This is a genomic window from Streptomyces sp. NPDC047706, assembly GCF_043204795.1.
Lineage (GTDB): Bacteria > Actinomycetota > Actinomycetes > Streptomycetales > Streptomycetaceae > Streptomyces.
On sequence record NZ_JBIDCW010000009.1, the window covers coordinates 22,131 to 44,993 of the forward strand.

Below are 22,863 nucleotides of genomic sequence, written 5' to 3' on the forward strand. Positions count from 1 at the left end.
CGCCGACAGCGGTACGGGCATCGGGCGCGTCGGTGCCGGGGGCCCTCACGTGACCGACTCCGGCATGTCGTGGGCGGCCCACGCCCGCATGGGTCGACGGGCGTGGGCCGGCGTTGCGGTCAGCGGCCGGACGAGTCGCCGCGGAGGCCGGACCGGGTCCCGGCTGCCGTGTTCAGATGCGACTGGGAGTCGCGCTCGGTGGTCAACGGGCCCGACACGGCGAAGTAGCGCCGGCCGGCGACGAGCAGCTCCTCCGCGGGGAACTTCGTGATCACCTCGCACCCGTCCGCGGTGACCACGAGTTCCTCCTCGATCCGGGCCGCGCCCCAGCCGTCCTTGGACGGCCAGTAGGTCTCGAGGGCGAACACCATGCCCTCCTCCAGCACCTCGGGGTGCTCGAGGGACACCAGCCGGGAGAACACCGGCTTCTCCCAGATCGACAGCCCGACACCATGGCCGTACTGAAGCGCGAAGGCCGCCTCCTCGTCGGGGAATCCGAACTCCTGCGCCGTCGGCCACACCGAGACGATGTCGGCGGTCGTGGCACCGGGGCGGACGAGGCTGATCGCTTCGTCCATGTACTCACGGCACCGCGTGTAGGCGTCGCGTTGGGCGGACGAGGCACTGCCGACGGCGAACGTCCGGTAGTAGCAGGTGCGGTAGCCGTTGTAGCTGTGCAGGATGTCGAAGAAGGCGGGATCCCCGGGCCGCACGATACGGTCCGAGAAGACGTGCGGGTGGGGTGCGCAGCGCTCCCCGGAGATCGCGTTGACGCCTTCGACGAACTCCGAGCCGAGGTCGTAGAGAGTCTTGGCCACCACACCCACGCACTCGTTCTCCCGCACGCCCGGCCGGAGGAAGTCGTAGAGGTTCTCGTAGGCGGCGTCGACCATCGAGCAGGCGTGGGTGAGCAGCTGGATCTCGTCGGGTGTCTTGATACGCCTGGCTTCCAGGAACACCTGCTGGCCGTCGACGACGGTGATGCCCGCGTTCTGCAGGGCAGCAAGGACGGGGAGTTCGATGACGTCGACGCCGAGCGGCTCGTCCAGGAGCCCGTAGAGTTCGAGTTCGCGCTTGATCTTCTGGGCGACGCTGTCGGCCATGCCGACCAGGGGGTTGATGGCGCCGCGCAGTGTCGAGATGCCGGCGCGGGCGCCGCTCGGGTTGCGGGCGTCGGCTCCGTGGTGGGCTCCGTGCGGATCGCCGTCCGGGTGGGCCCCTGAGTAGTCGAGCCACGGGTTGTACAGCTGGTGGTGCTTGGCGGCCGAACCGAAGTCCCAGACGATCGGCTCGCCTCCCCTGACCAGCAGGGAGAACCGGATCATCTTGTCGATCGCCCAGGTGCCGATGTGGGTCGAGGTCATGTAACGGATGTTGGCGAAGTCGAAGGCCAGGACCGCGCCGACGTCGGACTGCTCCAACGACTTGCGCAGGCGGGCCAGCCGCTCGTCACGGAGCCTGCCCATGTCGATGCGGGTCTCCCAGTCGACCGAGTTCGGCCCAAACGTCGGAATCGCCATCACAAGTCCTTTGCCGAGCGGACAGCTACGGATGAATGAAGCCCCCTGCGCGCCGCTTGCACTCAGCAGGGCGCGGGAGCAAAGCGTTCACTATTACTGAACACCCGCGCGTGGGTGACGTCAACTGCCGATGCGCACGAGCTCCGTTACGAGTCGCCCTCTCGCCGTGTGCCGGTGCAGCGCCAGGCGGGTACCGGGCCCTCCGCTCCCGACGCGCCGCCGACAGCGACCACATGCCACAGCCCGCTCGCCGGCTCGTCGCTCTCGTTCACGTACAGGTGGGGAACCGCGGAGTCGAAGCTGATGGACGAGCCGGGTTCGAGGCTGTAGGTCTCGAACCCGAGGCGGACGATCAGGCGTCCGGACATCAAGAAGCCGTACTCCCGGCCCTGATGACTCATCAGCCCTCCGTTCGTGGAGGAGCTGCTGCCGGGTGGGTAGGTCACCAGCAGTGCGCTGACGAGCGGGTCAGGTCCGGGCGTAAGCCTCTCCCAGGTGACGCCACTGTCCATCACGAGCTCGGCCCGCTCGCCGGGCGTCACGACAGGGGGCGCGGGGGCCGCCAGGGGGCCGGGTCCTCGCTCGACGCCGGGGCCGGCGAGGAGTTGGTCCAGCGAGACCGAGAGCGCGGACACCAGGGAGTAGAGGGTGGCGACCGAGGGCTCGGAGTGCCCGTTCTCGATCTGGGACAACATGCTCGGTGAGATGCCGACGCGGCGGCTCAACTCACGAACGCTGAGCTTGGCCTCGGTGCGAGCGGTGCGCAGGCGAGCGCGTGCTGCGGGGTCCACGGGTCCGTCCCCTCCTCGGTCCGGCAGGAGATCTGCGGGCAGTCGCTGATCGGGGTCGAACGTTACCGAAGTCCGGTGTTCAGTAATGCTAAACACACATGTCGGGGTTGTGCGCCGCTCGCAGTGGGACTGCCGGGTCTGCGTGCCGGTGCCGAACCGCGGCTGGACCGCGGTACGCGAAGACCTGATGAGGGAGTGGCCGGGCGCCGGATCGGTCTACGAGGCTCGCCTCACGAACGTCACCTCGACAACTGTGCCGGTCAGTGCCGTGCCAGTGACCGCGACCGTCTGGTCCTCGCGCACGCGGAGCCCGCAGGGGTGACCGTCGACGGACCCGAGATAACACCCGGGGGCGGGGCGCGCGAACGTCGGTGAGATGAGTATCCGGCCCTGCCCGCCGACGACTGCCGGAAGCGCGAAGGGGGCACCCAGCAGGTCGGCGGCCGATGCGACGTCACCGTCGCAGATCAGCCGCCGGATCCGCGTCGACGAGATGGCCTCACCGGTCAGGCCCCGGGTGACGAGCGGCACGATCCGGGTGCTCAGCTGCGGATACCGGGCGAAGGTGGCTGTCGTCCCGGCGCCCCACGCACCGAACCGGAAGCCCTGGCCCACACTGACGAAGCCCGCTCCGAGGCGGTCGATGACGACCGCTTCGACGAACTCCTCGGCCGGGACGCGTGACCAGGCATGGTCGAACGGGACGACCGCCACCCGCCGGATCCCCAGGGACGCGAGCTTGCGGAGCTTGTGCCGGTGGTCGCTCAGCAGACCCGGCGCCCGGCGGGGCGCGAGCACCTGCAGGGGGTGAGGATCAAAGGTGAGTACCGTGTCGCACCCGTCGAGAACCTGACGGTGACCGAGGTGAACACCGTCGAAGGTCCCGATCGCGACCCTGGCGTGCGAGCCGGCTCCTGTGGGGAGCCGGCGCCCACCCACGGCCCCTCTTCCACGGGGTTCCTCGAGACTCAGGACCTCCATCGGCCATCCCTCCTTCACCCTCGGAGCAGGCTTGCGCGCAGGCAGTATGAACCGCGCCCCGTTAGCCGTGGGCGAGGCGCGGGACGGCCCCACGGCCCGCCTGTGAACCCCGCGTTAACCACGCTTGCACCGGCCTCGGCGCTTCGGATCCACTCTCGGCAGCAAGAGCAACGGACCGATGACTGGAGGAGCCGAGCATGGCTGCAGGGTGGAACTTGGAGGGCCGTACGGCCTTCGTGACCGGTGGTAGTCGAGGCCTGGGCTTCGCCATCGCGCAGGCGCTGCTCGAGCGTGGCGCCAAGGTGGCGATCGCCGCCAGGGACGAGGGGGCCGTCAAGGCCGCGGCCGGTCGTCTCACCGCTGGATCGGACGCGCAGGGCGTACTCCCCGTCGTCGCGGACGTCACCGACGCGGACTCCGTCAACAGCGTGCTGGCGGAGGTGCACGCCTGGCAGGGGGGCCTCGACATCGTCGTGAACAACGCGGGGCCGCAGCTCATGCCCTCCCCGCTGGAGAAGGTCGACGAGAACAGTGTCGCGTCGGCCTTCGACACCAAGCTGCTCGGGTTCCTCCGCGTCTCGCGGGCCGCTCTGCCGTTCCTGAGCCGGACCGGCAGCGGCAGCATCGTCAACGTCGTCGGCGCGACCGCGCACGCGCTGATTCCCAACACCGGTGCCACGGCCATCGTGAACGCCGGCGCGGTGGCGCTCACGAGCTACCTGGCAGCCGAGGCGGCTCCCGGCAACATCCGGGTCAACGCGATCTCGCCCGGAATGACGAAGACCGAGGGCTGGCTCACCAAGACCGAGGCCATGGGCAAGCAGCAGGGCAAGAGCGCCGAGGAGGTCCGGGCCGGCATGGTTCAGGGACTCGGCATTCGCCTCGGCCGCTGGGCCGAGCCCGCCGAGATCGGCGCCGCCGCGGCGTTCCTGGCGTCCGACGACGCTTCGTACCTGACCGGTCAGGTGCTGCGCGTCGACGGTGGGCTGACGAAGCCCGTCGCCTGATCACAGCCCCGGGCAGCGCCGTCCCAGGTCCGCTCCCCCCCTGGACGGCGTTGCCCGGTGTGTCGACTCACATGCGCCTGACGCTCCCACCGACCCCTGGAGTGGTAATGCTGATCGGAATCGTGAGCGAAGCCCGTCGCGGTGAGACGCGCGTTGCCGCGACTCCCGCCACGGTGGCCCAGCTGGTGAAGCTGGGGTACGACGTCGTGGTGGAGCCGGATGCCGGTGCGGCGTCGAGTTTCCCGGACGAGGCGTACGCCGGGGCCGGTGCGCGCATCGGTGACCCGCTCGCGGCGGACGTCGTGCTCGGGGTGAACGTCCTGTCGCCCGAGCAGTTGGACGCGCTGAAACCGGGCACGACGGTGATGGGCATCATGAACCCGGCGTCGAACCCCGCGTTGGTGGAGGATCTGGCGGCGCGCCCGATCACGGCGCTGGCGATGGACGCGGTGCCTCGTATCTCGCGGGCCCAGTCCCTGGACGTGCTGTCCTCGATGGCGAACATCGCCGGCTACCGGGCCGTGGTGGAGGCCGCTCACGCCTTCGGCCGCTTCTTCACCGGTCAGGTGACGGCTGCGGGCAAGGTGCCGCCGGCCAAGGTCCTGGTGTGCGGTGCGGGAGTTGCCGGTCTGGCCGCGATCGGTGCCGCGGGCAGCCTGGGTGCCATCGTGTACGCCACCGATCCGCGTCCGGAAGTGGCCGATCAGGTCAGGTCGCTGGGCGGCGAGTACCTCTCGGTCGAGGCCGGGGACCCCGGCGAGGCGGAGGTGTCCGCCACGGGCTACGCCAAGGAGATGTCCACGGACTACAACGCCCGCGCTGCCGAGCTGTACAGGGACCGGATCACCGAGATGGACATCGTGATCACGACGGCACAGATCCCGGGCAGGCCGGCGCCGACGCTGATCACCGCCGAGATGGTCGCGTCGATGAGGTCCGGCAGCGTGATCGTGGACATGGCCGCCGCGAGCGGCGGCAACGTCGAGGGCGTCGTCAGGAACGAGGCGGTGGTCACGGCCAACGGCGTGACGATCATCGGCTACACGGACCTGCCCGGCCGGCTGCCTGCCCAGGCGTCCCAGCTCTACGGCACCAACCTGGTCAACCTCGTCAGGCTGATGACCCCGGGCAAGGACGGGCGGTTGGTGCTGGACTTCGACGACGTGGTGCAGCGGTCGATGACCGTGGTGCGCGACGGCGAGTCGACATGGCCGCCGCCACCGGTCCAGGTGTCCGCCGCGCCCGCGGCCGCCACCGCGTCCGCACCCCCCGGGGCGCGGCAAGCCGGCCGCCGGACCACATCGCCGGTGTCGAACCAGCGGCGGTTCACGGTGGCCGGGGCCGGCGCCACGCTGCTGTTCCTGCTCGCGGCCCTGTCCCCGCCGGCACTGCTGGGACACCTGACGGTGTTCGCACTGGCGATCGTGATCGGCTACTACGTCATCGGGCACGTGCACCACGCACTGCACACACCTCTGATGAGCGTGACCAACGCGATCTCAGGAATCATCGTGGTCGGTGCCCTGCTGCAGATCGGGCACGCCGGGACCCCGAACGGCGTGGTGGTCACCGCGCTGTCGACGGTCGCGATCCTGCTGGCCTCGGTCAACATCTTCGGCGGCTTCGCGGTGACCCGGCGGATGCTCTCCATGTTCTCGAGAAACTGAAGGGCCCTGTCGTGTCCGATCTGATGACTGTCGAGACAGCCGCTGCGGCCGCCTACATCGTCGCGGCCCTGCTCTTCATCCTGGCGCTCGCCGGGCTCTCCCAGCACGAGACAGCCAAGGCCGGCCAGTCCTTCGGCATCGGCGGCATGGCGGTGGCCATGGCCGCGACGATCGCGCTGGCGCTCCACCATCACCTCTCCGGAGCCGGTCTCGCACTGCTGATCGGCGCCATGGCGGTCGGTGCCGCCATAGGGCTGTGGCGGGCTCGCGTGGTGGAGATGACGCAGATACCCGAACTGATCGCCCTGCTGCACTCCTTCGTCGGTCTGGCCGCGGTGCTGGTCGGCTGGAACGGCTACCTGCACGTCGAGGCCACGCTGGACGGCCCCGTCAGTGCCGAGGCCAGGGTGCTGGAGAGTCAGCAGCTGCTCGGGATCCATTCGGCCGAGGTGTTCATCGGCGTCTTCATCGGCGCGGTCACCTTCACCGGTTCGGTCGTGGCGTTCCTCAAGCTCTCGGCCCGGATCAAGTCGTCCCCGCTGATGCTGCCCGGCAAGAACCACCTCAACCTCGGTGCCCTGGCCGGCTTCGTGGTGCTGACCACGTGGTTCGTGATCGACCCGGCGCTGTGGTCGCTGATCGCGGTCACGCTCCTCGCGCTGGCCCTGGGCTGGCACCTGGTCGCCTCGATCGGCGGTGGTGACATGCCGGTCGTGGTCTCGATGCTGAACTCCTACTCGGGCTGGGCGGCCGCGGCGTCGGGATTCCTGCTGGAGAACGACCTGCTGATCATCACGGGCGCCCTGGTCGGCTCCTCGGGTGCCTACCTTTCCTCCGTCATGTGCAAGGCGATGAACCGGTCCTTCCTCTCCGTGATCACCGGCGGGTTCGGTATCGAGGCCCGCCCGGCCGACGAGAAGGACTACGGCGAGCACCGCGAGATCACGGCGGAGGGGGTCGCCGAGCTCCTCGGGACGGCCGACTCGGTGATCATCACTCCCGGCTACGGCATGGCCGTGGCCCAGGCCCAGTACGGCGTCGCCGAGCTGACCCGCAGACTCAGGGACCGCGACGTCGACGTCCGCTTCGGCATCCACCCGGTCGCGGGCCGGCTGCCCGGCCACATGAACGTCCTGCTCGCCGAGGCCAAGGTCCCCTACGACATCGTGCTGGAGATGGACGAGATCAACGACGACTTCGACGGGACCGCCGTCGTCCTCGTCCTCGGCGCCAACGACACCGTCAACCCCGCCGCCGCGGAGGACCCGGGCTCACCCATCGCCGGCATGCCCGTCCTGCAGGTCTGGAACGCCGAGAACGTCATCGTCTTCAAGCGCTCCATGGCCTCCGGTTACGCCGGCGTCCAGAACCCGCTCTTCTACCGTGAGAACTCCGCCATGCTCTTCGGCGACGCCAAGGACCGCGTCGAGGAGATCCTCCGGGTCCTCTGACACCCGGGCGGCGAGGACGCCCGCAGCAACGCATCGCGAACGCACCCCGGCTGCCATGTCAGCAGCCGGGTGCGCCGTTGTCGACGGCAACAGACCGCAACGAAGTGGGAGGACTGGATGATGACCAGCGTGGACGGCGCCTGGGACGGCGGCGTGGAGCAAGAGGTGGTCGGTGCCATCAGCGTCCTGACCATTCGCAACGGCGAGCGGAACCTGCTGAACCCAGGCATCCTCACCGACATCCGCTTCCTGCTGCAGGAGTGCGACGACGACCCCGACATCCGCGCGGTCCTGCTCACCGGCGCGGGTGAGGCCTTCTGCGGCGGCCTGGACATCGCTCCCATCAAGGCGGGTGCGGACCCCGCACTGTTCGGCAAGGCGTTGCTGGAGACCCTGCGGATCTTCCCTCGTCTGGGTGTGCCCGTCGCGGCCGCCGTCAACGGCGACGCGCTCGCCGGGGGCGCCTCGTTCGTGGCCGCCTGCGACTTCGCCGTCGCGGTGGACAGCGCGCGCATCGGCACGATGGAGGTCGCCGCCGGAATGTGGCCGATGATCGCGCAAGTACCCATCATCCACCGGCTTGGACCGCGTCTGGCGATGGAGAACATAGGTTCCGGCGAGCCGTTCACCGCGGAGCGGGCCCGCGAGGTCGGCCTCGTGCAGGCCGTGGTCGAGCCCGGCCGAGCGGCGGGAGTCGCCAAGGAGTGGCTCGGCAAGGCACTGAGGGCGGGGGGCGCCGGTGCTCCCGGCCGCCGTTCCCTCTACGAGTTCGCGTCCATGACGTACGACGAGGCGTTCGACGCCTCGCTGCCGCGCTTCATCAAGCTCTTCGGCCACTGAGTCCTTCGGAGTGGAACATCGCCCCTGTCCGGCCAGGTGCTGAGGCCCGGGGCGGGTCATGACGGAGCCGTCTGTGCGACACCCCGCTCGTGGGATGCCGCACAGACGGCCACCGCATCCACGCGATCTGCCGGCACGGCGTGGTTCGGGGATGCGGGGCGGCCTCGGCTGCTGCACACGGTCCCCGGGGCCCGGTCTGAGGGTCGCTCACCTCGGGCAGGTCGGCGGCGGGCACCGAGGAGGACACCGTCGCCGCGCGCCTCTCCCCCGGCGACGCGGCTCCTCACATCTCGTCGGCGGCCGGCTCGGCGAGCGGCGCCGGGAGCTCCCGGCCCATGACCGGGCAACCGTGCGCGAGGAGCCGGCCTGCAGCGGCCGAGCCCCTCGCACCGGGCCAGAGGAAGCCGACGGCTGTCGTCAGCTCTTCCAGACCGTCTTGAGGTTGCAGAACTCACGGATGCCTTCCGCGGCCAGTTCGCGGCCGATACCGGAGTCCTTGATGCCACCGAAGGGCAGGTGAGGGTAGGAGACGGTCATGCCGTTGACGAAGACGGCACCGGCCGCGAGACGGCTGATCAGGAACCGCTCCTCGTCGGGGTCGGTGGTCCACACCGACGAACTCAGGCCGAAGGGCGTGTCGTTGGCGAGCTGCACGGCCTGCTCGACGTCCTCGACCCGGTGCACCACCGCCAGCGGGCCGAAGGCCTCCTCCCGGTACACCCGCATCGCGGTGGTGACCTCCTCCAGCACGGCCGGCTCGAAGAACCACCCCTGGGTTCCGACCGCCGACCCACCGCACCGCAGGACGGCACCCTTCGCGACGGCGTCGCTCACCAGGTCGACGAGTTCGCGCCGCCCCGACTCCGTGGCGATCGGCCCGATGTCGGTCTCCTCGTCGAGCGGATCGCCGACGGTCAGCGCCTTCGTACCCGCGACAAAGGCCTCGACGAACTCCTCGTACACATCGGTGTGGACGATGAAGCGCTTGGCCGCGACGCAGGACTGCCCGTTGTTGATCGTGCGAGCGGTCACGGCGGTGCGGGCGGCCGCGCGCACATCGGCGGAGGGCAGCACGATGAAGGGGTCGGAGCCACCCAGTTCCAGTACGACCTTCTTGACCTCGGAGCCGGCGACGGCGGCGACGGATCGCCCGGCCGGCTCCGAACCGGTCAGCGTCGCGGCGGCGACGCGCCGGTCGCGGAGCACTGCCTCGACGTCGGCCGCTCCGACGAGGAGCGTCTGGAACGCCCCGAGGGGGAAGCCCGCCCGTTCGAAGAGCTTGTCGAGGTACATCGCGGACTGCGGCACGTTCGAGGCATGCTTGAGCAGGCCGACGTTGCCGGCCATCAGCGCGGGCGCGGCGAAGCGGATCACCTGCCACAGGGGGAAGTTCCACGGCATCACGGCCAGAACGACGCCGAGCGGCTCATAGGTGGTGTAGGCAGCGGACGCGTTGACCGCGCCCGGGTCGGCGAGTGGCTGGTCGGCCAGCATGCTCTCGGTGTTGTCGGCGTAGAACCGCATCGCGTACGCGCACTTGAGCACCTCGGCGCGGGCCTGGGCGATCGGTTTGCCCATCTCGATCGTGAGCATGCGCGCGGTCCGGTCGGTCTCGTCCTCGACCAGGTCCGCGGCTGCCCGCATCCACCGGGCGCGGGTGCCGAAGTCGGTTGCGCGCAGCGTCGCGACCGCGGCTTCCGCTCGCGCCAGGCACTGGTCGATCTGGTCCTTCGTGAGGGCGGTGAACTCTTCGACGAGTTCACCGGTTGCGGGGTTCACGGTGGCGATGGGCACGGCGCTCTCCTCCCGAGGAAGATGCTGAGTAAGCGGGGATTGGATCCATCGTAGGGGCCCACATGAGGCTACGCCAGGTCACCGACAGGGCAATCACCCCTCTTTGAGTACGGGTTGGATACAAATCGAGCACGCGCATCATCCGGGAGCAGTGTCGGACGCGCACGGCGGAGCAGCCGTGAACGCCACACGGCTGTCACACGCACCGGCCTCGGTCAGGCGTCCTCGCTGTCACCTTCGACGAACAGCTCCGGATGGGCGGTGAGTTCGACCCGGGTGCGACGGATGTGGCCCACGAGGTATCGCTCGCAGTCCTCGGGGTCGCCGCGCCGCACGGCGTCGAGGATCAGCCGGTGCTCGGCGTTGACGATCGTCGCCCTGTCGGGGTCCGCCAGCACCATGAACGCGCGGCGATAGTGCTGGGTGCAGTTCCACAGCCGCTCGGTCATGGCCAGCAGATGGCCGCTGGGGCACGCCGAGTAGGTCGTCATGTGGAAGTCACGGTCCAGCAGAAGGAACCGATTGACATCGCCCTGACTCTCGATCTCCTCCTGGATGCGCTCCAGACGGGCGAGGTGGTCATCGGTGAGATGCGAGAGGCTCTCGGTCAGAGTCAGCGGTTCGAGCCGCTCGCGCATCCGGTAGTACGTGTGCACGTCCTCGAGGCTGAGCACGGGAACCCGCGCGCCGCGGTTCGGGAACGACTCGGTGAGGCCCTCGGACTCCAGGATGCGCAGCGCTTCACGGACCGGGATACGACTCGCGCCGAGGCGCGCCGCGAGCTCGTCCTGGCGCAGCCAGGTGCCGGGGGTCAGCTCGCCGGCGAGGATCTCGTCGCGGAGGATGCCGGCGATGTGCCGACTCCTCACACCGTCCGACCCGCGCGGCTCCCGGACGTGCGCAGGACTCAAGTGCGGTCACCTCTGAACTGGGACGGGTCGCGGTCGTAGGCCTTGCCGTCAGGATAGGACACGAGCTCGAACTGCATTCCCCACGGCGAGAGGAAGTAGACCCAGCGCTGCCCCTCGGAGGGCCCCGCGCTGACGGTCGGCTCCCCCAGCACGGGAACACCCCTGTGCCGCAGGAACGACACGGCCTCGTCCAGGTCGTCGACGTACAGCGCGACATGGTGCCCGCCGACGTCGCTGTTGCGCGGGACCACCGTCCGCTGCCCGTCGGCCCGGTACTCGAAGACCTCGAACACGGCCTGCTCACCGCACCGGTAGAAGCGCAGCTGCCGCATGACGGTGCGCGCGTCCACGTTCAGGTGCTCCGGCATCCAGTCGTCCGTCTCGTCCGCCGAGCCGAAGGGGCCGAGCGAGTACATGTACTCACAGCCCAGGACGTCCACGAGCCAGCGGTGCGCCTGGTCCAGGTCCGGCACCGTGAATCCGATGTGATCGAGGCGCTTGAGGCCGGGTAGAGCCATGTCTCCTCCTTTGGATCCAACATTGCCAGACATGATGACCCCGAATCGGCAATCAGTCGAGCAGAGTCTTGTGATTGGATCCAACACTGTGGCAGGGTCAAGGTATTCCGGTCGACTGAAGGGGGCTCCCGTTGCCTGCGGAAAACACACTCGAAGCGAAGGCCGCGTGGTCGGAGTTCGTCGTGACCCAGGACGACTGGGACGCCGCGGATCCGGACCTGCTGAAGGGCATGTTCAGCCAGCTGGTGCTGATCAGGACCTTCGAGGAGTACGTGCTGGAACTGGCCGCGGACGGGCTCATCCACGGCCCCGCGCACTCCAGCATCGGCCAGGAGGGCGGCGCGGTCGGTGCCTGCTTCACCCTGGCCTCGGACGACACCGTCAACGGGTCACATCGTGGCCATCACCAGTTCCTCGCCAAGGTGCTCGCCCATCTGTACCCGAAGGGCCTCGACCCGACGAAGCCCTTCCCCGAGGACGTCCGGGCCGTGCTGCTGCGCACTCTGCGCGAGATCTGCGGCCTCGACCAGGGCTTCAGCCACGGTCGGGGCGGCAGCATGCACCTGCAGTGGCACGAGGCCGGCGCCATCGGTACCAACGCGATCGTCGGCGGCGGGGTACCGCTCGCGGCCGGATCCGCGTGGGCCCACAAGCAGTCCGGCACCGACGCGGTGGCCTTCACGTTCTTCGGTGACGGCGCGGCCAACATCGGATCCACACTGGAGACGCTGAATCTCGCGGCGGCGTGGTCGCTGCCCGTCTGCTTCTTCGTCGAGAACAACCTGTACGCCGTCTCCACCCACATAGCCGAAGTCACCGCCGAGCCAAGACTGTCCGGCCGTGGCCCGGGATTCGGCATCCGGAGCTGGAAGGTCGACGGCATGGATCCGCTGGCCGTCCACCTCGTGACGCAGCAGGCCCTCGCGCACATGCGCGCCGGACACGGGCCCACGCTGATCGAAGCCGATGTGTACCGCTACTTCCACCAGAACGGCCCCTTCGCCGGTTCGGCGTTCCGGTACCGCACCAAGGACGAGGAAGCCCGGTGGCGCGCCCGCGACCCGATCGACACCATGGTGAAACACCTGGTACGGCGCAGGATCGTCACCAAGAAGGCGGCCGCGGAGACGATCGAGCGCGCCAAGGCACTCATGGCCGGACTCGGCGGAGAGATCCTGCAATCGCGCCCGGGCGGCAAGCCGGGTGAGCGGCGCATCGTGCCCTCGGAGTGGCCGGACCCCGCGTTCGTCGACGAAGGCGTCCGGGGCGACCTGTCGGAGCTGGCAGGGATCGAGTTCACCGACACCGAGGACTTCGCCGGCGACCTCACCGACGTCAAGTTCATCGGTGCCGTCGCCGCAGTGATGGGGCGCCGTCTGGAGACCGACCCACGCGTCGTGGTGATGGGCGAGGACGTCCACCGGCTCAACGGCGGCACCAACGGCGCCACCCGTGGCCTGAGTCAGGCGTTCCCCGGCCGCGTGCTCGGTACGCCGATCTCGGAGAACGCGTTCGCCGGCCTCGGTGGCGGCATCGCGCTGGACGGCCGCTTCCGCCCGGTCGTCGAGTTCATGTACGCCGACTTCATGTGGGTCGCGGCCGACCAGCTGTTCAACCAGATCGGCAAGGCCCGGCACATGTTCGGCGGCGAAGGAAAGGTGCCGTTCGTCCTGCGGAGCAAGGTCGCGACGGGTACCGGCTACGGATCGCAGCACTCGATGGATCCGGCCGGCGTCTTCGCGACGGCGGCCGGCTGGCGCATCGTCGCACCGTCTACGCCGTTCGACTACGTCGGCCTGATGAACACGGCGCTGGCCTGCGACGACCCGGTGGTGGTCCTGGAACACGTGGATCTGTACAACTCGACCGGCCCCGGACTGCCGAACGACTACGACCACTACCTGCCGGTCGGCAAGGCCGCCGTGCGCCGTGACGGCGCGGCCCTGACCGTCCTCACCTATCTGGCGATGACGCCGGCCGTACTGGAGGCGGTCGAGCAGACGGGAGTGGACGCCGAAGTCATCGACCTGCGCTGGCTGGACCGGGCAAGTCTGGACTGGGACACCATCACCCGCTCGGTGCGCAAGACCAACAACGTACTCATCGCCGAACAGGGAGCACTCGGCACCTCCTACGGCGGCTGGCTCGCCGACGAGATCCAGCGACGGCTGTTCGACTGGCTCGACTCCCCGATCGAGCGCGTGACCGGCGGCGAGGCGTCACCGAGCATCAGCAAGGTGCTGGAGCGGGCCGCGTACGCCTCGACGGAGGAAGTCGTCGCCAAGCTCCGTGAGATCGCGCGGGAGCAGAGCAATGGCTGAGATTCTGCGCATGCCCGAGGTCGCCGCCAACACCACGGAGGCGATCCTGGAGTCCTGGAACGCGGGTGTGAACTCCCCCTACGGCAAGGGCGATCGGATCTTCACGGTGGAGACCGAGAAGGCCGTGGTCGAGGTGGAGGCCGAGAGCGACGGCGTACTGCTGCGCCTCCTGGTGGATCCCGGCGCGACGGTGGCGGTGGGCACACCGATCGCGATCTGGGGGAAGCCCGGCGAGTCGCCCTCCGAGGTGGACGCCCTGGTGGCGTCGCTTGGCACCGCAGACGCGCCGGAGACGGCTTCCGTCGCTCCTGCGGCGGCACCGGAGTACCCGGCGGCGCCTGCGGGCCCGGCCGCCGCGGCACCGGACGGGAGCGAACGCGTCTTCGCCAGCCCGCTGGCGCGACGACTGGCTCGCGAGTCCGGCGTCGATCTGAACGCGGTGGTGGGGACCGGCCCGAACGGCCGGATCCGGCGGTCCGACATCGAGGCGGCCCTGGCGAAGCCTGCTCAGCAGGAGGAGACGCCGACGGCCGACGTGCCGGCGGAGGTCCTGAGCACCGGCGCTCCGGCAGCGGATCGACGGTTCAAGGACGTACCCCATACGCGCATGCGGTCGGCCATCGCCCGCCGGCTGACGCAGAGCAAGCAGAACACGCCCCACTTCTATCTGCGCGCGAGCGCACGCGTCGATGCGCTGCTCGAACTGCGTCAGCAGATCAACGCCGGCCACGGCGTGAAGGTGTCCGTCAACGACCTGCTCGTCAAGGCCGTCGCGTCCGCCCATGCACTCGTTCCCGCGATGAACGTGCAGTGGAACGACACCTCCGTCCGCCACTTCTCGGACATCGACATCTCGGTGGCCGTCGCCACCGAAGGAGGTCTGGTGACCCCGGTGGTCCGCGGCGTCGACGCCCTGTCGATGAACGGGGTCGCCGCGGCGACGAAGGATCTCATCGCCCGTGCCAAGGAGCGCCGGCTCCGGCAGGACGAACTGGAGGGCGGCACGATCACGATCACGAACCTCGGCATGTACGGCACCGAGGACTTCGCAGCGATCATCAATCCCCCACAGGCCGCGATCCTGGCCGTCGGCGCGGTGCGGCAGGAGGCGGTCGTCGAGGACGGCGCGGTCGACATCGCGTCGGTTCTGCGCCTGACGCTCGCGGTCGACCACCGCTCGGTGGACGGCGCCGTCGCGGCCGAGTGGATGAAGGCGTTCGTGGACGTGCTGGAGCACCCGCTGCGGATCCTGCTGTGAGTGCCCGTCCACCGGTGTGCACCTGTCGCTGCCCGCCACGGTGTGACGCCGGTCCCAAGGTGCGGACGCCCTGCGATGCCGAGGGGTGCGAGAACCTGCGGCGCCCCACCGGCAGCCGGCCGTCACCCACGCATCACAAGGGTGTGGCCTGGAGCGAGGCGCTGCGTGGTGCCGTCCGAGGCAGGTCGCTGGCGCAGTCCACCACGGCCGCCTTGCTGGTCGGGTCCACGCTGTTCATGGTCAACCTGTACTCGCAGGTCCGGGATGGCCCGTTCACGTGGGTGCTGGCGACCCGCATCGCCCTGACCTTCCTCGTGCCGTGGTTCAACGCCACGGTGGGAATCGCGATCGGCCTGCGGAATCCTGGCGACGCGCCCCGTTGCCCGGCCGAGCCCGCGGATACGGCCTCTCCCCCGGACTCTGCCCCACTCCCACCCCGAGCCGGCCGCTTACAGGCAGGCCCCGTCGAAAGGTAGTTCGCATGTCACTGGTGCCGATACTCACGTCCGACCAGTTCTCCCCGGCCGACCAACCCGCTCTCACCCAGGGCGTGAACACCTACGGCGAAGTACTGAACACCTGGGCGGCCATCGGGAACAGTCCCGGCCTGCTCGCCACCTACCTGCCGTTCCTCGGAAAGCTCAACGGCCCGGGTGCGTTGGCGGGGCGCCTGAAGGACCTGGTCGCCGTACGCGTCGCCGTGCTCAACCACTGCCGCTACACAGCGAGTCACCGCTGCACGTCCGCGCTGGCCAAAGGTGTGGAGGTCGACGAGCTCGGGGCCGTTGCGAGCGGCAAGCTCGAAGGCTTCTCCGAGCAGGAACAGCTGGCGCTCCAGCTGGCCGAGGAGATGACGCTCTCTCTTCCCACGGTCTCCGTGGCGAAGGGCATCACGGGCGTTTCGGGGAGCGTGCTGCACGACGTGCAGCGGGTGTTCGACGCGGCCCAGCTGGTCGAGCTGGTCATGTGCATCAGCATGTGGAATGCCCTGTCACGATTCCACCGTGTCATGGCTTTCGAGCTGGACATGCCGGAGCCGCCCGCACCGGTGGAAGCCCAGCTCTGACAGCGCGCAGGACGGTGAGGCCGACCAGGCAGGAACCTGGCCGGCCTCACACTGTTGCAGGGGCGGGAGTGCCATGAGATGCGGCAGTTACGCACCCCTGGGAGGCGGTTGTCTCCGGCGCGGGGCCGACACCGCCACGGCCGGCAGGGACGTCGCCCGACTGGACGGGACGCCTAACGCTTTCACTAACGGCGTCTCTCATCGGGTTAACACCCCACTAACACCTCATAGCTAGACTTCAACGAAATCAGCGGCCGAACGAGTTCCCTCGTCGGACGGGATCTGATCCGTCGCTTTGAATTGTACAGCTCAAATTGCCGGCCGAATGTGGCACGGAATTTCCAGCCTCTGACACGCCGAGGTCAGGCCACAAAACGATTCGCTGCAGTTCCCGAGGACGTTCTGTCGGGTGGAACTCGTATCACAAGCCGGCACGAAGAGTCCGAGCAGGGTGAAGTGGAGAGGTGCATCTGATGCGAACGGGCGACCAGTACTTGGAGTCTCTCAGGGACGGGCGCGTTGTCTGGGTCGGAGGTGAGCGGATCGACGACATCACGACCCACCCGAAGACCAGGGCAGCGGCCAAGACCTTTGCCAAGTTCTACGACCTGCACCACAAGCCGGAGCTGCAGGACACCATGACCTTCGTCGACGACGACGGAGTGCGTCGTTCGATGATGTGGTTCAAGCACGGGGACGCCGAGGGCCTGCGGCGCAAGCGCATCTATCTGGAGACCGTGATCCGGGAGCTCGACGGCGGATCGGTCGGACGGACGCCGTGCGCGAACAACTACGGCCTGGTCACCTACGAAGAGGACCCCAAGCCGTGGAGCGACCAGTCCGTGGGCACCGGCGGGCGCGACCTGACCGTGGGCATCATGAATTTCCTGGAGTTCGTGAAGGAGGGCGATCTCAACTGCGCCTTCGCCTTCATCGACCCTCAGATCGACCGGTCCAGGACACACTCGGCCAAAAGCGCGCTGCGTATCGTGGAGACCCGCGACGACGGCATCGTGGTCAACGGCGTCAAGGCCGTGAGCACCGGCACGCCCTTCGCCGACTACATTCACATCGGCGTCTTCTTCCGCCCGGGAATGGAGAGCGAACAGGTCCTCTACGGTGCCTGTCCGGCCAACGCGCCGGGCGTCGCGATGGTCTCCCGCGAGGCGACGGTGCGTGACGACCCGGACAACCACCCGATCTCCTCGGCCGGCGACGAGCTCGAATGCACCGTCATCTTCGACAACGTGTTCATTCCGTGGGACCACGTCTTCCACATGGGAAACACCGAGCACGCTGCGCTGTACCCGCAGCGCATCTTCGACTGGCTGCACTACGAGGCGCTCGTCCGGACGATGGTCCGGGCCGAACTCATGGCCGGACTCGCGCTGCTGATAACCGAGCACCTCGGCACCTACCAGCTTCCGCCGGTCCAGGCGCGCCTGGCGCGTCTCATCGAGTTCTACCAGACGATACGCGCCCACGTGATCGCGTCCGAGGCGGAAGGGTTCATCTCGCCGTCGGGTCTCTACAAGCCGAACGTCCTGCTGTTCGACTTCGGCCGCTCGTACTACCTGGAGCGGTACCACGAGATGAGGCACGAGGTGATCGACCTCGCCGGCCGTGCCTCGCTGCTGTTCCCCACCGAGGAGCAGTGGAACAACCCCGAGCTTCACGACTGGCTGGCACCGCTGCAGGCGGGTGCGATCGGCGAGCCCTACGACCGTCTGCGCATCTCGCGCGTCATCCGTGACCTCTTCGTCTCCGACTTCGGCGACCGGGTGAGCACCTTCGAGCAGTTCAACGGGACCCCGATGCTCGCCACTCGGATGCTCACGATGAAGCGCTCGGAGCTGTCACCCTCCGGGCCACTCACCGCGCTTGCCCGCAAGGTCTGCGGCCTTCAGGAGCCCGACGTTCCCGAGGTCACGTCTTACACGGAGCAGGCCGAGTACGCCCGACGCCTCGACGGAGCACGGGCCGAGGGCTCAGTGGCTCGCTGAGCCGAGGACGGCACGGGTGGTTGGTGGCTGACGGCGGCCACGAACCACCCGTGCTCACCGCGGCCTGGAAGAACAAGAACCGCTGATCAGCAACAACCGGGCGAGGGCTGCCGGCCCCGGCATCCTCGCGTGAGGACGGAGAGACAGACATGGCTTACTACATCGCACGCGCCGCGGATCGGAAGTTCATCGACGTCGAGGGGGTGCCGGGCCTTCGGCAGGCCCTGCTGGTCGGGCACGAGCAGGGCGCTGCTCACCTGGAGGTGAGCCTGTACGAGCTGGCTCCCGGGGCGACCACGGGCTGGGCCCGCTGCCCGTTCGAGGAGTCGTGGTTCATCACCGGCGGAACCGGCGAGGCCGCCTTCGCCGGTCTGCGCTACGAACTCGGTTCCGGCGACTACGGTGTCGCGCCCGTCGGCGTCGCCCACGCGCTGTCCGCCGGTGACGAAGGACTCACGTGGCTCGGAGTCCGCGCACCGAAGCCGCCGACGTTCGACGGTGCCCGGAACAGCATCGCCGCCAAGCCGTCCCCGGGCGAGAATCTCGGCCGGCCGTCCGAGACGGACCCCCGGCACCGCTTCGTCGGGCACTTCGAGGACTCGGACATGGCTCCGTACGCGCAGCTGTCGATGCCCGGCTACCACGGTCCCAACGTCAAGAACATCAGCCTCAGGATGATGGTCGACCAACTCGTGGGTGCACAGCACCACACCGTGTTCGTGTGTGAGATCGCGCCGCAGTCCGGGCCGGGCCAGGCGGCCAAGGTCCACTACCACCCCTTCGAGGAGATCTACTACTTCACCTCCGGCGGGATGCGCGGGACACTCGACGGCAAGGAGGAGATCGTCGAGACGGGCGACCTGGTGTGGGCCGGCACCAACGGCACCCATGGGTTCGTCAACGAGCGGGACGAACCGGCCCGTTGGATCGAGGTGCAGTCGCCGATACCCCCCACGTCGGACGGGTTCTTCTTCCCTGACGACTGGCGTAAGCTCCCGGAAGAGCACTGAGGCGCACGGAGGGCGCGAGGATCGATGGGTGACTCGGCCCCCGTTCGACCGAGCGTGACCACGGCGCCAGGTCGACAGCATCGTGCGATCATCAGGCGAAAGCTGGCAGTGCCCGCCCCGGGGAAGGACATTGTCGTTCGCGACAGGCTCACCCAGCGGTTGAGGGAGTTGCTCGACCGTCACACCGTGGTGAATGTCTTCGCGACAGCCGGGGCCGGCAAGACCACTGCGGTGGCTCTGGCTGTCAGGGATCACGACAGGCCCGTTTCCTGGCTGTCACTCGACGGCACGGAGCAGGCGGCGGGCCGCCTCCTCGTGTATCTGGAGGCGGCGGTCGCGGGCGCTGTCCCCGCCGCGGCCGATGTGGCGACCGATGCCCTGAGCAGCAGCCTCCACATCGGTGAGGCGGCCGGGCTGCTGGCCGAGAGCCTCCAGGGGAGCCGGCTCATCATCGTGTGCGACAACGTGGAACGGATCGCGCCCGACGAGACGTGCATCGCCGTGCTGTCGTCCTTCGCCCGCTACCTGCCGTCCGGCGTGAACCTGGTGCTGGTCTCGCGCGTCGACGTCCGCCTCGATCCGGGCTCGACGAGCGAGCGCGACCGGGTGGGCCGGCTCATCGAGAGCGATCTCTCCTTCGACGTCCAGGAAGCCGCCGCGGCGCTGCGGACCGTCGGCCACGTCGACGTGGATCCAGCCCAGGCTGTGGCGGCCACCGGGGGCTGGGTCACCGGCGTCCTGTTCGAGGGCTGGCGTCACATGCGGTCCCGCGAGCTGGACCCCGACTCGCTGCGGTCCTATGTGGCAGCGAACGTCTTCAACTCGCTCTCCCCGGTCGAGAGAACGTTCCTCCTTCATACCAGCCTCCTGGAGGAGGTGTCGGTCGAGGGTGCCCGGGCCCTGGGGCAGGAGAACGCCGCGCAGGTCATGGCGGACCTGCGTCCCCGGCATCTCCCGGTGACGTGGGCCTCGGACGGTTCGCGCATGACACCGCACCCGGTCTTCCGCGACTGCCTGCGCACGGCTCTGGAACGGGAGGACGCGAGGACGCTGGCGGCGGTTCGGCGCAGACACGCCGAGGTCCTGATCGCCGGCGGCGAACTGGAGGAAGCCGTCGACGAGTTGCTCCGGCTCGGGGACCTGGAGGCGGCCGGGCGGCTGGCTGCCGTGGCCCTCCCCAGTCTCGTCGCGCGCATGGACTTCGCGCCGGCGGCACGATGGCTCGATGCCCTGGGATCGTCGGTCAGGACGCTGACCCCGGAGCTCGGTTCGGTCATCCTGCGTGTCGCGTTCGCCCTCGAGCAGTGTGATCGGGGGGTGGAACTAGTCGAACGCCATGGGTACGGCTGGCTTCCGGCTCCGGGGACCGCCGACTTCGAGGAGGCACACGTCCTGGCCTGCTGGTGCCTGTGGCACTCCGGTCGCATCGACGAGGCGCGGTCCCTCGCCGACCGGCTGCCACCGAGCCGGAACCGGCTCATCGCGCACACGTTGATCGCGCTGGCCACCGGTGAGGAGCCACCGTCCTTCCCCGAGTACTCGACGACGCCGTCCGGCCCGCTCGACGGGTTGCTGATGCGGCTCGCCTTCCTGCGCGGTCGCCTCGAAGGGCTCGACGACCCGGGGCTGCTCGATCCGTGGCGGACGATAGTCGGCGGCCCCTGGACCGTCGCCGCACTGCGCGCCACCGGGCGGCTCGATGCGGCGATGGCGATGTTCGAACCTCGCCGCGGTTCCTCGCAGCCGGTCTGGTTGCATGCCGTCGACGCCGTCGATCTCATGCTCGACCTCGGCCGCGGCGATGAAGCCCGCGCGTCCATGGAGCGAGGCAGAGAGCTCATCGCGTCGACCGGATCGCAGGTGTACAAGAACATGAGCCTGCTCATCGAAGCCAAGATGTGTCTGCGCCTTGAGCACGACACCCGACGTGCCGACCAGGTGCTGGCGGAGGCGACCGCCAACCGCGCCTTGGAGTACACCATCACACGGGAGGCCTGGCTGATGTGGTCGGGGCTGTCGATGCTTCGGCAGAACAGAGATGCCGAAGCGCACGAGTACCTCGCCGAATGCCTGCGCAGCATGCAGAAGGGAGATCGCCACCTCGATCTTCCGATCGCCGCCGCGTACCTGGCCGAGGCGCAATGGCGTCTCGGCCGCGAGGACGAGTCCGACGCCACGGCCGACCTTGCGCTCGTCTCCGCGTCGACGCATGGAACACAGCACCTGCTGCTGACGGCCCTGGCGGACGTGCCGTCGGTCGCGGCCAGAGCCGCGGACACCAAGTCGAGCCGCATGTCGGCCTGGCATGAGATCCTTGCCGTGCTTTCGGGTCAATACCCCGTACGTGTGAACGTGAGTACGCCCCGGCTGGTGCTCGAGGAGTTCGGCGAGCCGACCCTCACGGTCGACGGAGGCCTGACCCAGCCCCGGCTCACGAAAAGCGTGGAGCTCCTCAGCTACCTGCTCCGGGCACCGGAGCGCAGGGCTTCCCGCGAGGAACTTCTCGGGGCGCTCTTCGGCGGCCGCAACGATGCCGCCGGCCGCAGCTATCTGCGGCAGGCGCTCTACCGCCTCCGCGAGGTGCTGCCCGACGGACTGGGCCCCGCGCAGGACGGCGATGTCTTCCAGCTGGTCGGCCCCGGCCTGGCCATGGGGTCGGCGCAACAGGCGGTGGACCTGGTCGCGCAGGCCGGGAGGCAGGACGGAGAGACCCGTCTGCAGACGCTGTTGCGCGCCCTGAGCAGTGCCGAGAAGGGCCCCTACCTGGCCACGGTGTCGAGTGAGTGGGTCACCGAGCGGCGCGCCGTCCTGGCCGAGACCTTCCTTTCGGCTCGCATCGACGCAGCCAGGCTCGCGTATCGCATGAACCGCTATCGCGAGGCAAAGGGACTGGTCGACCAGGTCCTTCGCGAGGATCCGTACCGCGAGCAGGCCTGGCAGCTCGCCATCCGGCTCGCCCACGCCAGCGGCAGCGACGACGCCGTGCTCGCGCTGTACCAGCGCTACGTGGTCCGGATGCGGGATCTCGGCGTGCCGCCGTCCGACGAGGTACGTCGTCTCGTCGTGCAGTTGCGCCGGTAGGTCCGAGCCGATTTCGCCTCGGTAAACAGGTAACCGGTCACACTCGGTCCACCTGAGTTCAGCAAACGCTCAAGCCATTTCGTTACAGGCAACGGAGGGCATGATGGGTGCATCGACCGCGCAGGAAATGCGTGCCACCTACCGTCAGGCGATGTCGCGGTTCACGACCGGTGTCACGATCATCACCACCAGGACGCCCAACGGCCCGGCGGGAATGACCGCCAGCGCTGTTGCGTCTCTTTCGCTGGACCCGCTGATGCTGCTGGTGTGCGTGGGCAACACCCTCGCGACGCGGGAAGCGATCTCCGGCTCCGGAGTCTTCGCGGTCAGTGTCCTCGCACAGGGGCAGGACCGGACGGCGCTTCGGTTCGCGAGCCGGTGCGAGGACAAGTTCGCTGGTGTCGGGCTGCGGACAGAACTCGACCTTCCCGTCATCGAAGGCGCCGTGGCGCACTTCTCGTGCACCGTGGAGCAGGAGCTCGCCGGGGGCGACCACACCATCTTCATCGGTGAGGTGGTCAGTTGTGGCTACTCCGTCGGCTCCGACCCGCTCGTGTACTTCGGCGGGAAGTTCGGCAGCCTCTGCGATCTCGACTCGCATGCCCGACTCGCCTACGACTGGCAGCTCTCCGCCTCACTGTAGA

The 22,863-nt window shown here is 68.8% G+C and carries 17 protein-coding genes; 11 read left to right on the top strand and 6 right to left on the bottom strand.

Features of this window, described 5'->3' with window-relative positions; genetic code table 11:
• Nucleotides 1-119: 119 nt before the first annotated feature.
• The 3 genes from ACGF8A_RS12955 to ACGF8A_RS12965 form a co-directional block, all read right to left on the bottom strand.
• Nucleotides 120-1,520 carry a M24 family metallopeptidase gene (locus ACGF8A_RS12955; protein WP_393107261.1) on the bottom strand — a complete coding sequence of 467 codons (1,401 nt, stop codon included), beginning with the start codon at nt 1,518-1,520 and terminating at the stop codon, nt 120-122.
• A gap of 146 nt (nt 1,521-1,666) precedes the next feature.
• Nucleotides 1,667-2,311 (bottom strand): helix-turn-helix domain-containing protein, encoded by a 645-nt coding sequence (locus ACGF8A_RS12960; RefSeq protein ID WP_393107263.1) that lies wholly within the window; start codon nt 2,309-2,311, stop codon nt 1,667-1,669.
• Between the two features lie 216 nt (nt 2,312-2,527).
• Nucleotides 2,528-3,292 (bottom strand): FAD synthetase, encoded by a 765-nt coding sequence (locus tag ACGF8A_RS12965; protein WP_393107265.1) that lies wholly within the window; start codon nt 3,290-3,292, stop codon nt 2,528-2,530.
• Nucleotides 3,293-3,489: 197 nt separating this feature from the next.
• On the opposite strand from ACGF8A_RS12965, the gene ACGF8A_RS12970 reads away from it, so the two are divergent.
• The 4 genes from ACGF8A_RS12970 (at nt 3,490) to ACGF8A_RS12985 (ending at nt 8,257) form a co-directional block, all read left to right on the top strand.
• Nucleotides 3,490-4,299, top strand: a complete 810-nt coding sequence (locus ACGF8A_RS12970; RefSeq protein WP_393107267.1) for an SDR family NAD(P)-dependent oxidoreductase — start codon at nt 3,490-3,492, stop codon at nt 4,297-4,299.
• Between the two features lie 107 nt (nt 4,300-4,406).
• Nucleotides 4,407-5,966, top strand: coding sequence for a Re/Si-specific NAD(P)(+) transhydrogenase subunit alpha (locus ACGF8A_RS12975; RefSeq protein WP_393107269.1), 1,560 nt, complete (start codon nt 4,407-4,409; stop codon nt 5,964-5,966).
• A gap of 23 nt (nt 5,967-5,989) precedes the next feature.
• The gene (gene pntB, locus ACGF8A_RS12980) at nt 5,990-7,417 is read left to right on the top strand and encodes a Re/Si-specific NAD(P)(+) transhydrogenase subunit beta (protein ID WP_393107271.1); all 1,428 of its coding nucleotides are present in this window, start codon (nt 5,990-5,992) and stop codon (nt 7,415-7,417) included.
• A gap of 117 nt (nt 7,418-7,534) precedes the next feature.
• Nucleotides 7,535-8,257 (top strand): enoyl-CoA hydratase/isomerase family protein, encoded by a 723-nt coding sequence (locus ACGF8A_RS12985; protein ID WP_393107273.1) that lies wholly within the window; start codon nt 7,535-7,537, stop codon nt 8,255-8,257.
• Between the two features lie 417 nt (nt 8,258-8,674).
• Here the strand turns inward: ACGF8A_RS12985 and ACGF8A_RS12990 are convergent, their stop codons facing one another.
• The 3 genes from ACGF8A_RS12990 to ACGF8A_RS13000 form a co-directional block, all read right to left on the bottom strand.
• Complete coding sequence (locus tag ACGF8A_RS12990) at nt 8,675-10,051, bottom strand: NADP-dependent succinic semialdehyde dehydrogenase (protein ID WP_393107275.1); 1,377 nt, start codon at nt 10,049-10,051, stop codon at nt 8,675-8,677.
• Nucleotides 10,052-10,266: 215 nt separating this feature from the next.
• Nucleotides 10,267-10,962 (bottom strand): GntR family transcriptional regulator, encoded by a 696-nt coding sequence (locus tag ACGF8A_RS12995; RefSeq protein WP_393107278.1) that lies wholly within the window; start codon nt 10,960-10,962, stop codon nt 10,267-10,269.
• On the bottom strand, nt 10,959-11,480 hold the full coding sequence (locus ACGF8A_RS13000; protein ID WP_393107280.1) for a VOC family protein: 522 nt from the start codon (nt 11,478-11,480) through the stop codon (nt 10,959-10,961). Before ACGF8A_RS13000 ends, ACGF8A_RS12995 begins: the two co-directional genes overlap by 4 nt.
• A gap of 131 nt (nt 11,481-11,611) precedes the next feature.
• Here ACGF8A_RS13000 and ACGF8A_RS13005 point away from each other — a divergent pair, with 131 nt between their 5' ends.
• The 7 genes from ACGF8A_RS13005 to ACGF8A_RS13035 all read left to right on the top strand — a co-directional run bounded on the left by ACGF8A_RS13005 (nt 11,612) and on the right by ACGF8A_RS13035 (nt 22,862).
• The gene (locus tag ACGF8A_RS13005; protein ID WP_393107282.1) at nt 11,612-13,801 is read left to right on the top strand and encodes a thiamine pyrophosphate-dependent enzyme; all 2,190 of its coding nucleotides are present in this window, start codon (nt 11,612-11,614) and stop codon (nt 13,799-13,801) included.
• Nucleotides 13,794-15,059, top strand: a complete 1,266-nt coding sequence (locus tag ACGF8A_RS13010) for a dihydrolipoamide acetyltransferase family protein (RefSeq protein WP_393107284.1) — start codon at nt 13,794-13,796, stop codon at nt 15,057-15,059. The genes ACGF8A_RS13005 and ACGF8A_RS13010 overlap by 8 nt, the downstream gene beginning before the upstream one ends.
• A 481-nt stretch (nt 15,060-15,540) precedes the next feature.
• Entirely contained in the window at nt 15,541-16,125 is a 585-nt protein-coding gene (locus ACGF8A_RS13015) for a carboxymuconolactone decarboxylase family protein (protein WP_393107286.1), read from the top strand.
• Between the two features lie 473 nt (nt 16,126-16,598).
• The gene (locus tag ACGF8A_RS13020; RefSeq protein WP_393107288.1) at nt 16,599-18,128 is read left to right on the top strand and encodes a 4-hydroxyphenylacetate 3-hydroxylase family protein; all 1,530 of its coding nucleotides are present in this window, start codon (nt 16,599-16,601) and stop codon (nt 18,126-18,128) included.
• Nucleotides 18,129-18,277: 149 nt separating this feature from the next.
• Nucleotides 18,278-19,138: a cupin domain-containing protein gene (locus ACGF8A_RS13025; RefSeq protein WP_393107291.1), complete on the top strand. Its 861-nt coding sequence runs from the start codon at nt 18,278-18,280 to the stop codon at nt 19,136-19,138.
• 186 nt (nt 19,139-19,324) lie between these two features.
• The gene (locus ACGF8A_RS13030; protein ID WP_393107294.1) at nt 19,325-22,219 is read left to right on the top strand and encodes a BTAD domain-containing putative transcriptional regulator; all 2,895 of its coding nucleotides are present in this window, start codon (nt 19,325-19,327) and stop codon (nt 22,217-22,219) included.
• Nucleotides 22,220-22,370: 151 nt separating this feature from the next.
• Nucleotides 22,371-22,862 carry a flavin reductase family protein gene (locus ACGF8A_RS13035; RefSeq protein ID WP_393107297.1) on the top strand — a complete coding sequence of 164 codons (492 nt, stop codon included), beginning with the start codon at nt 22,371-22,373 and terminating at the stop codon, nt 22,860-22,862.
• Nucleotide 22,863 lies beyond the last annotated feature (1 nt).

Bases quoted from the DNA above. Each gene is read 5' to 3' on its own strand.
- ACGF8A_RS12955 (WP_393107261.1), bottom strand. From the start codon at position 1,520: ATGGCGATTCCGACGTTTGGGCCGAACTCGGTCGACTGGGAGACCCGC.
- ACGF8A_RS12965 (WP_393107265.1), bottom strand. From the start codon at position 3,292: ATGGAGGTCCTGAGTCTCGAGGAACCCCGTGGAAGAGGGGCCGTGGGT.
- ACGF8A_RS12970 (WP_393107267.1), top strand. From the start codon at position 3,490: ATGGCTGCAGGGTGGAACTTGGAGGGCCGTACGGCCTTCGTGACCGGT.
- ACGF8A_RS12975 (WP_393107269.1), top strand. From the start codon at position 4,407: ATGCTGATCGGAATCGTGAGCGAAGCCCGTCGCGGTGAGACGCGCGTT.
- pntB (WP_393107271.1), top strand. From the start codon at position 5,990: ATGACTGTCGAGACAGCCGCTGCGGCCGCCTACATCGTCGCGGCCCTG.
- ACGF8A_RS12985 (WP_393107273.1), top strand. From the start codon at position 7,535: ATGATGACCAGCGTGGACGGCGCCTGGGACGGCGGCGTGGAGCAAGAG.
- ACGF8A_RS13000 (WP_393107280.1), bottom strand. From the start codon at position 11,480: ATGGCTCTACCCGGCCTCAAGCGCCTCGATCACATCGGATTCACGGTG.
- ACGF8A_RS13010 (WP_393107284.1), top strand. From the start codon at position 13,794: ATGGCTGAGATTCTGCGCATGCCCGAGGTCGCCGCCAACACCACGGAG.
- ACGF8A_RS13015 (WP_393107286.1), top strand. From the start codon at position 15,541: ATGTCACTGGTGCCGATACTCACGTCCGACCAGTTCTCCCCGGCCGAC.
- ACGF8A_RS13020 (WP_393107288.1), top strand. From the start codon at position 16,599: ATGCGAACGGGCGACCAGTACTTGGAGTCTCTCAGGGACGGGCGCGTT.
- ACGF8A_RS13025 (WP_393107291.1), top strand. From the start codon at position 18,278: ATGGCTTACTACATCGCACGCGCCGCGGATCGGAAGTTCATCGACGTC.
- ACGF8A_RS13035 (WP_393107297.1), top strand. From the start codon at position 22,371: ATGTCGCGGTTCACGACCGGTGTCACGATCATCACCACCAGGACGCCC.